This window comes from Microbacterium sp. B35-04 (genome assembly GCF_010634885.1).
Taxonomy (GTDB): domain Bacteria; phylum Actinomycetota; class Actinomycetes; order Actinomycetales; family Microbacteriaceae; genus Microbacterium.
Genome location: NZ_MWLP01000025.1, coordinates 1 through 13,983, shown reverse-complemented (window position 1 = coordinate 13,983; position 13,983 = coordinate 1). Strand labels below are relative to the sequence as shown.

Here is a 13,983-nt window from a genome sequence, read left to right as displayed (position 1 = left end):
AAGCAATGAAGCTTCGAAAGAAGGTGTCCCTGGCACTCGTGGCGCTGCTCGCCGCGGGGTCGCTCGCCTCCTGCAGTGCGGGCGGTGCCGAGCAGGGCGCGATCGACGAGTTCCCCGAGAAGTGGGACGAGGAGATCACGATCGACGTGTTCGACGGTCTCGCGAATTACATGGGCATCCAGCAGGGCTGGTTCGCCAAGATCGTCGAAGACAAGTTCAACATGAAGCTGAACATCATCGCCCCGAACGTCGCGGGCGGCGGTGACACCCTCTACAACACCCGCGTCGCGGCCGGCGACCTGGGCGACCTGATCATCACCGACAAGGGCGAGAAGCTCGACGAGCTCATCGAGGGCGGTCTGGTGCAGGACTCGTCGAACTACTACGGCGCGATGGACAACGCCGCCGAGTTCGACGCGGCCGTCGAGAAGCTCAACGACGGGAAGGACGGCGTCTACGGCTTCCCGTCGGCGGTCTCGTCGCTCAAGCCGACCGAGCCGTCGGAGGGCCTGAACCCCACGTTCGGCCCGTACGTGCGCTGGGACTACTACAAGGAGGCCGGCTACCCCCAGATCAGCACACTGGAAGACCTCCTCCCGGTGCTCGCCGACATGCAGGCGGCCCACCCCACCGCCGACAACGGTCAGCCCACCTACGCCTTCTCGCTGTTCAAGGACTGGGACGGCAACATGATGGTCACGGCCAAGCAGCCCGCCTGCTTCTACGGCTACGACGAGATCGGCTTCGTGCTGGCCAAGGCCGACGGCTCGGACTACCAGAGCATCCTCGACCCCGACAGCGAGTACATGCGCAACCTGAAGCTGTACTTCGACGCCAACCAGCTGGGCCTCGTCGACCCCGAGTCGACGACGCAGAACTACGACACCCTGTTCTCGAAGTTCCAGAACGGGCAGGTGCTGTTCTCGTGGTGGCCGTGGCTCGGCCAGTCGGCGTACAACACCGAAGAGAACATGGCCGCGGGCAAGGGCTTCCAGATGGTGCCGCTCGAAGACCAGAGCATCTTCTCGTACGGCGCCGAGGCGTACGGCGGCAAGCAGGTGTTCGCCATCGGCTCCAAGGCCGAGGACCCCGAGCGCATCGCGGCGTTCATCGACTGGCTGTACTCCGCCGAGGGCGCGTACGCCAACAGCAGCCAGACCGGCGCATCGGCCGGCCCGCAGGGCCTCACGTGGGACGTCAACGACGCCGGCGAGCCCGAGCTGACCGACTTCGGCAACGAGGTCTTCCTCGAGGGCGGTGGGACGGTTCCCGAGGAGTGGGGCGGCGGCGACTACGCCGACGGCGTCTCGGCTCTCAACCTGAGCGCGGTCCTCCCGATCGAGGTCGACTCCGAGACCGGACTGCCGTACAGCTACACGTTCTGGCCGACGTACCAGGCATCGATCGCCAACCCCCTCACCGAGGACTGGTCGGGGAAGATGGGCGGCGCCACCTCGACCATGGAGTACCTGCAGACGAACGACCAGGTGCTCGTCGCCCCGGGTGCGAGCTTCACCGCGCCGGCCGACAGCTCCGAGGTCGAGACGCTCCGCAACCAGGTCAAGGAGATCATCAAGCAGCTCTCATGGCAGATGGTCTTCGCCGACAGCGAGGCGCAGTTCGAGTCGCTCCGCGACGAGCTCATCGAGACCGCGTACGGTCTCGGCTACGAGCAGGTGCTCGAGTTCGACATGGACAATGCGAAGTCGCAGAACGACGCGCGCGTCGCCGTGACGGAGGAGTTCGCCGGCTGACACCTGCGTGACGCGAAGGGCTCGGGATGCTGCATCCCGAGCCCTTCGTCGTGCCCCGCTCCCGCGACCTCCTCGTTGACTTGCCTCACATGCACGCGCCACGCCGCGTGTGGCGTGCATCTGTGACAAGTCAACGGCGGGGAGGAGGGATGCCGAGACAGGGGATGCGTGTCCGAGAGGGTTGGGACACGGCATCCCGAGTCGCTCCTCTTTCGCCGTTCCCTCGTTGACTTGCCTCACATGTGCGCGACACGCCGCGTGTGGCGTACATCTGTGACAAGTCAATGGTGGTGACGCTGACGGCGAGCCCGTGCCCCCGGACCCGGCAGCGCGCCCGCACGCTTGCGGCGCCCGGCGCCCGGCGCCCGGCTGCGGCGCCCGCACCGTCGGCGCAGGGCCGAAGGAGGCGAGGTCAGGCGTCGTGGCGGGTGAAGACGCTGCGGAAGAGGAACGCGGTCGCGTAGGCGCCGACCGAGAAGCCGATCGTGCCGACGAGGATCGCAGCCGGCGGAAACAGGATCATGAGCGCGACCGCGGTCACCGGGATGATGAGCACCCCGAGCGTGCGGACGGGTTCCGCCGCGGGCAGCAGCAGCGCGTTCTTGAGCGTCTGACGCACCGTGTTGCTGAAGTAGGCGACCTGCGCCATCGCGTAGAGGAACGCCGCGAAGAGGTACACGGCGCCGATGACCGCGACGACGCCGGCCACGCCGGCGAAGAGCGCGGGGTGCGCGAACCAGAACACGCTCGAGAAGCCGAGTAGCGCCGCCGGCACGAGCAGGCAGAGCATGAGGACGGTCGCGCGTGCGAAGTTCGCACGGAACGCGGGGAAGAAGTCCTTCAGGGGCCGGCCGCTCTCGTCGTCGGAGTAGCGGATGGTCACCTCGTAGAGGGCGCTGGTGGCGGCGCCGATCGTCACGATCGGCAGGCAGAGCACGATGTAGAGGAGGTTGAGCGCGACGAACGTCAGGAACGTCGAGAAGCCGCCGAGCGTGCGGCTGTCGGGGTCGATCTGCATGCGTGTCACCGGGCCCGGTTCGCGGTCACGGGGCCGTGGTGCTTCCGGTGAGGGCGGGCGGCAGCAGCCGCACCGCCGGCTTCGCGCCGTTCGCGAGGATCTCGCAGATCATGTCGGTCGCCGCCGCGCCGATGGCCTCCGCGGGAACGGCGATGCTGTCGGCGAGCCCTGACACCGAGCGTGCGACGTCGTCGGGACACAGGGCGACCACGGCCAGATCGTCGCCGCGCGCGTGACCGCGCTGCGCGATGGTCGTCGCGACGTGCGGCAGCGCGCCCTCGTTGTGCACGAAGAAGCCCGTGATGTCGGGGCTCTCGGTCATCACGGCGTCGACGGTGGCGACCGACTCGGCGCTGCTCGGGCATGCGTGCACGGTGCCGGTCACGCCGTTGGCCTCGCAGGCCGCGAGGAAGCCCCGCGCCAGGCGGTCGGCGTAAGACGTGTGGCGCGACATGACTTCGGGCGGCGAGCCGATGAGCGCGACGCGCCGGTGCCCCAGCGCGACGAGACGGTCCACCGCCAGCCAGCCGGCGGCTTCGAAGTCGAAGTCGACGCAGGGGATCGCGCGACGGCCCTCCGGCAGGCCGATCAGGACGCTCGGATGCCCGAGCTGCGACAGCGTGTCGATGCGGGGGTCGTCGGACTCGACATCCATCACCAGCAGCGCGTCCACCATCGACCCCTTGGCCGCCCGCTGCAGCGCCTTGGCGTCGTCGCTCGCGAGCAGCAGGATGTCGTAGCCGTGCTTGCGCGCCTGCGTGACCACGCCGGTGACGATCTGCATCACGACGTGCACGTCGACGCCGGTGCGCAGCGGCGCCTGGAGTCCGATGACGTTCGTCGAGCGCGACGCCAGTGACCGCGCACCCGCGTGCGGGCTGAAGCCGAGGCTGTCGATGGCCTTCTCGACGCGGTCGCGCGTCTCCTGCGAGATGGCCCGCTTGCCGCTCATGACGTACGACACCGTCGAGATCGACACGCCCGCCGCCTGTGCGACGTCCGCGATCGTCACCATGAGGTTCCCCGTTCTCCTGCTTCGATCACCCGCGTGATTCCGGGGGTGAGCTCGTACGTGCCGAGCGGACCGTCCGGTCCGTGCACCATCATTGTCGTCGGTTGCGCGCCCGCCCGAAGCAGCGCCCGCACGAGGCGTCCGCCGGCCCATTCGACGTCGACCGACACGTCGCCGCGGGAACGGATGCCGCGCACGGCGCCGTCGGGCCACTCCGGCGGGAGAGCGGGCAGCAGCCGCAGCCGCACGCGAGTGGGGTCGACCGACTCTGCGCCGGACCGGAGCCCGGATTCGGCGTCCCGGGCCGGCTCGTCGAAGGACTGCACGAGGGCTTCCGCGATCGCCGCGGTCACGCCCAGGTTGCCGTCGATCTGATACGGCGGGTGGGCGCTGAAGAGGTTCGGGTAGAGCCCGCCGCGGTGGGCAACAGTGCTCTCAGGGTCTTGCCCTTCGCGGGCGGCGCCTTCGTCCGCGGGGCGGAGCGCCAGCCGCAACTGGGCGTGCACCGCCGCGCCGTCGCCCAGACGCGCCTGCATGGCGGCGCGCCACGCGAGCGCCCAGCCCGTCGACTCGGCACCCCGCAGCCGGATGGACTCGGATGCCGCACGCGCGAGCTCCGGCGTGGCGTCCGGCGTGATCTGCGCCAGCGGGAACAGCCCGATGAGGTGGGAGAGATGCCGGTGCTCGGGCTCGGCCTCGGTGCGCTCCTGATCCCACTCGAGCAGGTCTCCGCGCGCTGACACCCGTGGCGTCGGCAGCATGCCGGCGCGCTCGCTCAGCAGCGCGATCCACGGCTCGTCGTTGCCCACCTCGGCGCCGAGCGCATCGGCACCGGCGCGGCAGACGGCCGCCAGCTCCCGCAGGAGGGCGACATCCATCGTCGCCGAGACGGCGACACCGCGCTCGCGGCCGTCGGCGTCGACGTAGTGGTTCTCCGGCGAGGTCGACGGGCTCGTCCAGGCGCGCTCGCCGTCGGTCTGGATCCACGACAGTGCGAACGCCGCAGCCGACGCGAGGACGGGCCACGCCTCCGCCCGGAGGAAGTCCCGGTCGCGGCTGAACGCGTAGTGCTCCCACAGGTGCAGCGCCAGCCACGCACCACCCAGCGACCAGTTCGCCCAGGCGGGGTCGCCGCGCCCCGCGCCGACGGGCGCGGCGTGCGCCCAGGCATCCGAGTTGTGATGGGCCACCCAGCCGTCGGCGCCGTAGAGCTCGCGCGCGACGGCGGGGCCGGTCGTCTCGGAGAGGCGCCGCGTGAACCGCAGCAACGGCTCGTGGCACTCGGCGAGGCCGGTCGTCTCGGCCGGCCAGTACGCCATCTGGGTGTTGATGTTGAGCGTGTACGCGCTCGACCACGGGCCCGGAAGCTCGGCGTTCCACAGGCCCTGCAGCGTGATCGGGAGTCCTCCCGGCTGCGAGGACGCGATCAGCAGGTACCGCCCGTAGTGGAAGGCGAGCGCCGCGAGCGAGGGGTCGTCGTGGTCCTGCGCGCGCCGCACGCGTTCCACCGTATCGACGCTGCGCGCGCCGGGAGCAGCCGGAAGCTCGAGCGCGCACCGGTCGTAGAGCGCGCCGTGGGCGGCGCTGTGGGCGGCGAGGAGCTCGTTCGCCGTGGTGGCGACGTCGAGGGATGTGGCGACGTCGACGGATGCCGGGATGCCGCGGAGCAGGCCCCGTGCCCGCTGCAGCGCATCGCGGTCATCGGCGGGTTCGCCGGGCAACGAGGGCGCCGTGGCCGTGGCGACGGCGAACAGGTGCGTCGTGCCGTCGGCGGTGGTGAGCACGCCGTCGGTCACGTCGGCGGCGCCGAGCGAGCGCACGACGATCGCGCCGTGGCGTCCGGCCGTGTCGTCGTAGCGGATCGGCTCGGCGGGCTGCTCGTGCCCGGGCGCGACGTCGACCGGAAGCTGCCACTGCGTCACGAGGTCGCCGTCCACATCGCCCGGAGCGGACTCCGCCCGCAGCAGCGAACCGACCTGGAGCCGCACCGAGATCGGCTCTTCGGCGGAGATCTCGTGCATGATCAGCCCGGTCACCAGGTCTGCCCACGTCCGGTGCGTCACCCCGTCGTAAGAGTGCGTCGCGACACCGGTCGCGAGGTCCAGGCGTCGCTGGAGGGTCCGGGGCGTTTCGTCTCGCTCGTTCCTCGCTCGCTCAACGACCGGGTGACCGCGCCCCGAGCCGGCGGCGACCGTGGGGCCGAGCACCTCGACGTCGATCCAGCCGAGCGGCAGGTAGGCCTGCACCCAGGGCGTCTGCATCTGCTGCAGAAGTCCCTCGGCGGCGTCGAGTTCGCCGGCGTCGATCGCCGCTCGAACGGCTGCGAGGGCCTCGGCGCCGCGCGCGGTGACCCCTTCGAGCGGATCCGCTTCGGCATGCCCCGACCACGCGGTGATGTCGTTCAGCCACAGCCGGTCGCCGCCGGCGAGTCCCGCGCACATCGCGCCGCGCAGGCCGTTGCCGACCGGGTACGCCTCGAGCCAGCGCGAGGCCGGCGCCGACGCGCGGAGCACGTGCAGAGCCTCCGGGCGGGCCGGCGGGGCCGCGTCATCGCGGCGCGTGGACATCGTCACAGCGCTAGTATATGGTCTCGGTGTTGAAGCGCTTCGAAAGTCCGCTCCCACTTCTCGATCCGACGACAATCGCCCACGACGAAACTCAGCGAAGAGGTTCCCTGCTCCATGGCCGCCACCCTGCACCCGCGCCGCGTCGACGCCTTCGGCGAACTCGCCGGCGAGCTCGGCCTCTGCTTCGGCGGCGACTACAACCCCGAGCAGTGGCCGCGTGAGATCTGGCGCGAGGATGCCGAGCTCATGGTCCGCGCCGGCGTCAACCTCGTGACCGTCGGCGTCTTCAGCTGGGCGCGCCTCGAGCCGTCGCCGGGGGAGCGCGACTTCGGGTGGCTCGACGAGGTGCTCGATCTGCTGCATGCGCACGGCATCGCCGTGGACCTCGCGACGCCGACGGCCTCACCGCCCCCGTGGCTCGGCATCCTCCACCCCGAGACGCTGCCGGTGAACCCCGACGGCGTGCGCCTCGTCGCAGGATCGCGCAACCAGTTCACGCCCGCGTCGCGCGTGTACCGCGAGCACGCGGTGTCCATCGCGACGGCGATGGCCGAGCGCTACGTGGACCACCCCGCGGTGCGCATGTGGCACGTCGGCAACGAGTTCGGGCAGATCGACTTCGGCGACGAGGCGGCGCGCGAGTTCCGGCTGTGGCTGCGTGAGCGCTACGGCACGATCGAGGCTCTCAACGACGCGTGGGGCACGCTCGTGTGGGCCCAGCGCTACCGCGACTTCGACGAGATCCTGCCGCCGCGCCGCATGCCGTATCTGGTGAACCCGGCGCAGTCCCTCGACTTCCGCCGGTACACCTCGTGGGCGCTGCAGCGCGTGTTCACCGAGCAGCGCGACGCGATCCGCGAGGCCGGGGCGACCCAGCCCATCACGACGAACTTCATGGGCTTCGAGCCCCTCACCGACCTCTGGGAATGGGCGGCCGACGTCGACGTCATCGCCGACGACCAGTACCCCGATCACGGCTCGGCCACCGCGTCGTCCGACATCGCCCTCGTGCAGGACCTCATGCGCTCGCTCGGCGGCGGGCGCCCGTGGGCCCTGATGGAGCAGGCTGTGAGTGCGACCTCGTGGCGACCGCACAACCTGCCCAAGTCCGCCGACCGCGCCCGCCTCGACTCGCTCCAGGCCGTCGCGCGCGGCGCTGACGCGATCTGCTTCTTCCAGTGGCGTCAGGCGCGCACCGGGGCCGAGCGCTTCCACTCCGCGCTGCTGCCGCATGCCGGCGCCGACACCGAGGTGTTCGCCAGCGCCTGCGCCCTCGGCGCCGATCTGCAGAAGCTGCGGCCGGTCGTCGGCGGGCGGGTGGCGGCATCCGTCGGCGTCCTCTTCGACTGGCCGTCCTGGTGGGCCGCGGAGGAGCCCGGGCGGCCGACCGAGCGCCTGCGCACCCTCGAGCAGGTGCAGCGCTGGCACCGCGCGCTGTGGCGCCGGGGCATCGCCGTCGACCTCGTGAAGCCGGGCGCCGACCTGTCGGCCTACGCGGCGGTGCTGGTGCCGCACTCGTACATCGTCGAGACGGATGCCGCAGCCGCCCTCCGCGCGGCGGTCCAGCGGGGTGCGAGCCTCGTTGTCGGTCCGTTCTCGGGCGTCGCAGACGCTCACGCCGGCATCCTCACCGGACGCTCGCCGGTGCTGCTGCGCGATCTCGTCGGCGTGAGCGGCGAGGAGTGGGTGGGCCTGCCGGACGCACCCACGCGCGTCGCGGCGGAATCCGCCTGGACGACCGCGCCCGCGGTGGCCGAGGCATCCGTGCTGGGAGAACGCCTGCGCGCGGACGGCGCCGAGGTGCTCGCCCGCTTCGAGGATGGACACCTCGCCGGGGCGCCCGCGATCACGCGTCACCGCGTGGGGGAGGGCACGGCCTGGTACCTCGGCGCCGTGCTGTCGGATGCCGCTCTCGCCGCCGTCCTCGACGACGCCCTCGACGCGGCGGGCGTGACCGGCGTCGTGCCGGACCGCGTGCTGCCCGAAGACGTCGAGGGGATCCGTCGCGGCGACGCCCTCTTCCTGCTCAACCACGGTGAGGGGACGCGGCACGTCACGGTGCCCGGCCCGCATCGGGATCTCTTGTCGGACGCGGATGTCGACGGCCAGGCCACTCTGGCCCCCGGCGCCGCCATGGTGCTCATCGAAAGGCACGCAGAGTGAAGTTCACCGATGGCTACTGGCTCACCCGGCCGGGGCTCGCCCCGCTGTACGCAGTCGAGGTCGACGACATCCGCCACGACGAGGCGGCGGGCACCATGACGGTCTACGCGCCGACGGCGGTCATCCGTGACCGGGGCGACACCCTCAACCGCGCGATGCTCACGGTGACCTTCTCGGCGCCGGCGCCCGGCGTCGTCAAGGTGCGGGTCGAGCGGCACCAGGGTGCGGTGCACCGGGGGCCGGACTTCGAGGTGTTCGGCGAAGAGGGGTTCCGCCCCGAGATCGCGATCGACGACGAGGCCGGTGTCCTGCGGTCCGGCCCGCTGAGCGCGCGGGTCGTCCGGACGGCGGGTCAGTGGCGCGTCGACTTCGAGAGCGACGGGCGCACGCTCACCAGCTCGCTGCCCCGATCCATCGGCCACTTCACCGGCACGAGCGGCAAGAACGGCACCACCGGCACCCCGGGCACCGCCGGCACAGCCGGCACCGCCGCCGGGGGCACGCAGCCGACCTGGGTGCACCAGCAGCTGAGCATCGAGCCGGGCGAGCGCGTCTACGGCCTCGGCGAGCGGTTCGGCGCGTTCGTGAAGAACGGCCAGACCGTCGACACGTGGAACGCCGACGGCGGCACCTCGAGCGAGCAGGCGTACAAGAACGTGCCGTTCTACCTCACGAGCCGGGGCTACGGCGTGTTCGTCGACAACCCCGCGAACGTCTCGTTCGAGGTGGGCAGCGAGGTGAACTCGCGCGTGCAGTTCTCGGTCGACGGCGAATCGCTCGAGTACTACGTGATCGCCGGTCCCGAGCCGAAGGACGTGCTGCGTCGCTACACCGCCCTCACCGGGCGACCGGCCCGCGTGCCGGCGTGGTCGTTCGGGCTGTGGCTGACGACATCCTTCACCGCCAGCTACGACGAAGACACCGTGACCGCGTTCGTGGACGGCATGGCCGAGCGCGACATCCCGCTGTCGGTGTTCCACTACGACTGCTTCTGGATGCGCGAGTACCAGTGGACCGACTTCGAGTGGGACGCCCGCGCCTTCCACGACCCGGTCGGCCAGATCGCGCGCATGCACGAGCGCGACGTGCACGTGTCGGTGTGGATCAACCCCTACATCGCGCAGCGGTCGGCGCTGTTCCGCGAGGCGGCCGAGAACGGCTACCTGCTCCTGCGCACCGACGGCAGCGTATGGCAGTGGGACATGTGGCAGGCGGGCATGGGCCTGGTGGACTTCACGAACCCGGATGCCGCCGACTGGTACGTCGCGAAGCTGCAGAGCCTGCTCGACCAGGGCGTCGATGCGTTCAAGACCGACTTCGGCGAGCGGATCCCGGTCGAGGGCGTCGTGTGGCACGACGGCTCCGACCCGCACCGCATGCACAACTATTACGCGAAGCTCTACAACGAGGTCGTGTTCCGGGCGCTCGAGCGCCACCACGGCGTCGGCGACGCGGTCGTCTTCGCCCGCTCGGCCACCGCCGGCTCGCAGCAGTTCCCGGTGCACTGGGGCGGCGACAACGACTCGACGTTCCTGTCGATGGCCGAGTCGCTGCGCGGCGGGCTCTCGCTCGCGATGTCGGGCTTCGGCTACTGGAGCCACGACATCGGCGGATTCGAGGGCACGCCCGATCCCGGGCTGTTCAAGCGCTGGCTCGCCTTCGGCCTGCTCTCGTCGCACTCGCGCCTGCACGGCTCGTCGTCGGTGCGCGTGCCGTGGGCGTTCGACGACGAGGCCGTCGACATCGCCCGCACCTTCACGAAGCTCAAGATGCGGCTGATGCCGTACCTCGCGGGTGCCGCCGAGCAGGCGTATCACGAGGGAACGCCGATGATGCGCCCGATGGCGCTCGAGTTCCCGGGCGACCGCTCGGGCTTCGACGCCGACACCCAGTACATGCTGGGCGACGCGCTGCTGGTCGCGCCGGTGTTCACCGCCGACGGGACGGTGGAGTACTACGTGCCCGAGGGGCGGTGGACCTCGCTCGTCGACGGCTCCGTCGTGGACGGCAGGCGCTGGGTCGGCGAGACGCACGGCTACGACTCGGTGCCGCTCCGCGTGCGCCCGGGCACGGTGCTGCCCTTCGGCGCCGACGACAGCCGGCCCGACTACGACTGGTCCGACGGTGTCACGCTGCGCTGCTTCGAGCTGCCCGACGGCTACGACGCCGTCACGCGTGTGCCGGGCCACGACACCAAGGGGTCGATCGACGGGGTCGGCGCGACGACGTTCCGCGTACGCCGCGAGGGCACCGCGATCATCGCGTCGTCGGACGACGCGCACGCCCCATGGGCACTGCAGGTGGGCGAGCAGACCGCTCGGGCCGAAGCATCCGGAGAGATCCGCATCGAGATCGAGGACGAGCGATGAATGAGACGTTGACGGTCCCCGCGACCCCTCCGCACAGCGCTGGCGCGCTGCACGGAGCCTCCGGTGGCGGGGGCCCAGCCGGGACCCGGCCGACCGCGGAGCGCCCGACCGAGCACACGCCGGTGTTCCGGCAGGTCGACCAGCCCCTCGCCGTGCGAGCGCGCGACCTGCTCGACCGGCTGACGCCGGACGAGCGTATCGCGATGCTGCACCAGGCGGCCCCCGCGATCGAGCGGCTGGGCGTCGCCGCGTGGCACACGGGCTGCGAGGCGCTGCACGGCGTCGCGTGGCTCGGTCGCGCGACGGTGTTCCCGCAGCCCGTCGGGCTGGCCGCGACGTGGGACACCGAGCTCGTACGCCAGGTCGGCGAGGTCGCTGCGGTCGAGGTGCGCGCCAAGCGCGCCGAGAACCCGATGGTGAGCCTCAATGTGTGGGCGCCGGTCGTCAACACGCTGCGCCACCCCGCGTGGGGGCGCAACGAAGAGGGCTACTCCGAAGACCCGCACGTCACCGCGGAGTTCGGCACGGCCTACTCACACGGACTGCGCGGCGACCATCCGCGGGTGTGGCGCACGGTGCCCGCCCTCAAGCACTTCCTCGCGTACAACAACGAGACCGATCGCTCCACGACCTCGTCCGAGATGTCGCTGCGCACCCTCCACGAAGAGGAGCTCCCCGCCTTCCGCGGCGCCCTCGAGTCGGGCGCTGCGGGCGGCATCATGCTCGCCTACAACCAGGTCAACGGCATCCCCGCCCACACGCAGCCCGAGCTCGTCGCCGAGGCCCGGTCTTGGTCGGAAGAGTCGATCGCGGTGGTATCGGATGCCGGTGCCCCGACCTTCCTGGTGACCACCCAGCGCGCCCAGCCCGACCACGTGCACGCGGCGGCGGCCCTGGTGCGCTCGGGACTCGACTCGTTCACCGACAACGAGGCGAACGCGGAGCCCACCATCGGCTACCTCCGCGAGGCGCTCGAGGCCGGGCTCCTCACGACCGACGATATCGACCGGGCGGTGGTGCGGCTGCTCGAGCTGCGCATCCGCACCGGTGAGTTCGACGGCGCGGACGACCCCTACGCGGGCATCGGCGTCGAGGCGATCGACGCGCCGGAGGCGCGTCAGCTCGCCCGCGAGACGGTGGCGCGCTCCGTCGTCGTGCTGCGGAACGACGACGGAGTGCTGCCACTCTCGGACGCGGGGCGGGTCGCGGTCGTCGGACCGCTCGCCGACGCGGTGCTGACCGACTGGTACGCCGGCACGCCGCCGTACGCGGTCGGGATCGGCGCGGCGGCCGCGGAGCGCTTCGGCGACGCGGAGGTCGTGACGGGGGCCGATACGGTGGCGCTCCGTGCGGCGTCGAACGGCCGCTTCGTCGTCGCCGCCGCAGACGGTGCGAGCGTCGAGGCGTCAGCTACCGGCGCCGGAGCGGATGCCCTGTTCGACGTCACGGACTGGGGCGACGGCATCCTGACCCTGCGTTCCCACGCGAGCGGACTGCTGCTCACCGGAGGCGCCTGGCCGATGCGAGCCGACGCCGCGCGCGTCGGCGGCTGGGTCGTGCAGGAGAGCTTCCGCAGGCACCTGCACGCCGACGGCACGTGGTCGCTCCTGCACCTCGGCTCGGGCCGCTGGGTGCGGACCTTTCGCGACTCGGGGCTGCTCGCCGCTGAAGCCGTCACCCTCGACCAGGCCGAGCGGTTCGGCGTGCGCGTCGTGCGTTCGGGGGCGTCGGCGGTGGCAGAAGCCGCCGCGCGCGCCGACGCCGTCATCGTGGCGGTCGGCAACGATCCGCATCTCGCCGGCCGCGAGACCGAGGACCGGCCGCACCTGCGCCTGCCCGCGGCGGCCGCCGACGTGTGGCGCGTCGCGCGCGAGGCCAACCCGCGTGCGGTGCTCACGATCGTGTCGAGCTACCCGTACGTGCTGGACGACACGGATGCCGCCACCGTCGTGTGGTCGAGCCACGGCGGCCAGGAGCTCGGGCACGGCGTCATCGACGTGCTCGCGGGCGACCGCGAGCCGTCGGGACGCCTGTCGCAGAGCTGGCCCGCCACCGAGGAGCAGGCGGGCGACCTCTTCGACTACGACACGCTCCGCCAGGGCGCGACGTACCGCCACCAGGCCGATGGACCCACGTTCGCCTTCGGTCACGGCCTCACCTACACGACCGTCGCGTACGAGTCGGTGACGATCCCGGATGTGGCGGTCCCCGCGCCCGCCGCGACGCACCGGCACGCCGGATTCGCACCCGGAGCCGAGGAGCAGGTCATGCACGCGGTGGTGCGCGTGCGCAACACCGGTGCCCGCGATGCCGAGGAGCTCGTGCAGCTGTACGCGCTGCCGGTGGGCGATTTCGCCATCCCGACCCCGCGCCGCGTGCTGGTGGCGTACCGCCGCGTGCGGCTCGCGCCCGGCGAGGTCGCCGACGTGGAGCTCTCGTTCTCGCCCGGCCGCCTCGCGGTGTGGGACGACGACGTGCGCCTTGCCGGCGCGGTCGACGACTGGCTCCACGCCGGCGCTCTCCGCGTCCAGCCGGGGTCGTACGTCATCGCGGCGGGCCCGTCAGCGTGGGATCTCCCCGTCCGCGCCGATCTGGAGGTCACCGCGAGCTGACCCGAGCACACGGACTCCACCCCCGGTCGTTGAGCGAGTGAGTAACGAGCGAGACGAAACGCCTGCACCTGGCGTATCCGTTGGGTTGGGGCGTTTCGTCTCGGTCGCTGGCGCTCCCTCGCTCAACGACCGGAACTCTGCTCGCGGTCGTTGAGCGAGCGAGGAACGAGCGAGACGAAACGCCTGCACCTGGCGTATCCGTTCGGTTCGGGACGTTTCGTCTCGGTCGCTGGCGCTCCCTCGCTCAACGACCGGAACTCTGCTCGCGGTCGTTGAGCGAGTGAGGAACGAGCGAGACGAAACGCCTGCACCCGGGGGATTTGTTCGGGTTGGGGCGTGTCGTCTCGGTCGCTGGCGCTCCCTCGCTCAACGACCGGAACTCCACCCCCGGTCGTTGAGCGAGTGAGGAACGAGCGAGACGAAACGCCTGCACCCGGCGGATTTGTTCGGGTTGGGGCGTGTCGTCTCGGTCGCTGGCGCTCCCTCGC

General features: G+C 71.4%; 7 protein-coding genes. 4 read left to right on the top strand and 3 right to left on the bottom strand.

What is annotated here, in order from left to right; all coding sequences use genetic code 11:
• On the top strand, nucleotides 1-1,754 hold a 1,754-nt coding region (locus tag B1729_RS07255; protein ID WP_239539485.1), incomplete at its 5' end, for an ABC transporter substrate-binding protein.
• Between the two features lie 412 nt (nucleotides 1,755-2,166).
• On the opposite strand, the gene B1729_RS07250 is transcribed toward B1729_RS07255, so the two are convergent.
• From B1729_RS07250 to B1729_RS07240, 3 genes are read right to left on the bottom strand one after another with little or no spacing between them, the layout of a single operon-like run.
• Entirely contained in the window at nucleotides 2,167-2,772 is a 606-nt protein-coding gene (locus tag B1729_RS07250) for a DUF624 domain-containing protein (RefSeq protein ID WP_163620575.1), read from the bottom strand.
• 25 nt (nucleotides 2,773-2,797) lie between these two features.
• Nucleotides 2,798-3,787, bottom strand: a complete 990-nt coding sequence (locus tag B1729_RS07245; protein WP_163620576.1) for a LacI family DNA-binding transcriptional regulator — start codon at nucleotides 3,785-3,787, stop codon at nucleotides 2,798-2,800.
• Nucleotides 3,781-6,351: a glycoside hydrolase N-terminal domain-containing protein gene (locus B1729_RS07240; RefSeq protein ID WP_239539487.1), complete on the bottom strand. Its 2,571-nt coding sequence runs from the start codon at nucleotides 6,349-6,351 to the stop codon at nucleotides 3,781-3,783. Before B1729_RS07240 ends, B1729_RS07245 begins: the two co-directional genes overlap by 7 nt.
• Nucleotides 6,352-6,465: 114 nt before the next feature.
• Here B1729_RS07240 and B1729_RS07235 point away from each other — a divergent pair, with 114 nt between their 5' ends.
• The 3 genes from B1729_RS07235 (at nucleotide 6,466) to B1729_RS07225 (ending at nucleotide 13,495) form a co-directional block, all read left to right on the top strand.
• Nucleotides 6,466-8,514, top strand: coding sequence for a beta-galactosidase (locus B1729_RS07235; RefSeq protein ID WP_163631616.1), 2,049 nt, complete (start codon nucleotides 6,466-6,468; stop codon nucleotides 8,512-8,514).
• Nucleotides 8,511-10,883 carry an alpha-xylosidase gene (gene yicI / locus B1729_RS07230; RefSeq protein WP_163631613.1) on the top strand — a complete coding sequence of 791 codons (2,373 nt, stop codon included), beginning with the start codon at nucleotides 8,511-8,513 and terminating at the stop codon, nucleotides 10,881-10,883. The genes B1729_RS07235 and yicI overlap by 4 nt, the downstream gene beginning before the upstream one ends.
• A 122-nt stretch (nucleotides 10,884-11,005) precedes the next feature.
• Nucleotides 11,006-13,495 carry a glycoside hydrolase family 3 C-terminal domain-containing protein gene (locus B1729_RS07225; RefSeq protein ID WP_239539483.1) on the top strand — a complete coding sequence of 830 codons (2,490 nt, stop codon included), beginning with the start codon at nucleotides 11,006-11,008 and terminating at the stop codon, nucleotides 13,493-13,495.
• Nucleotides 13,496-13,983: the final 488 nt, after the last annotated feature.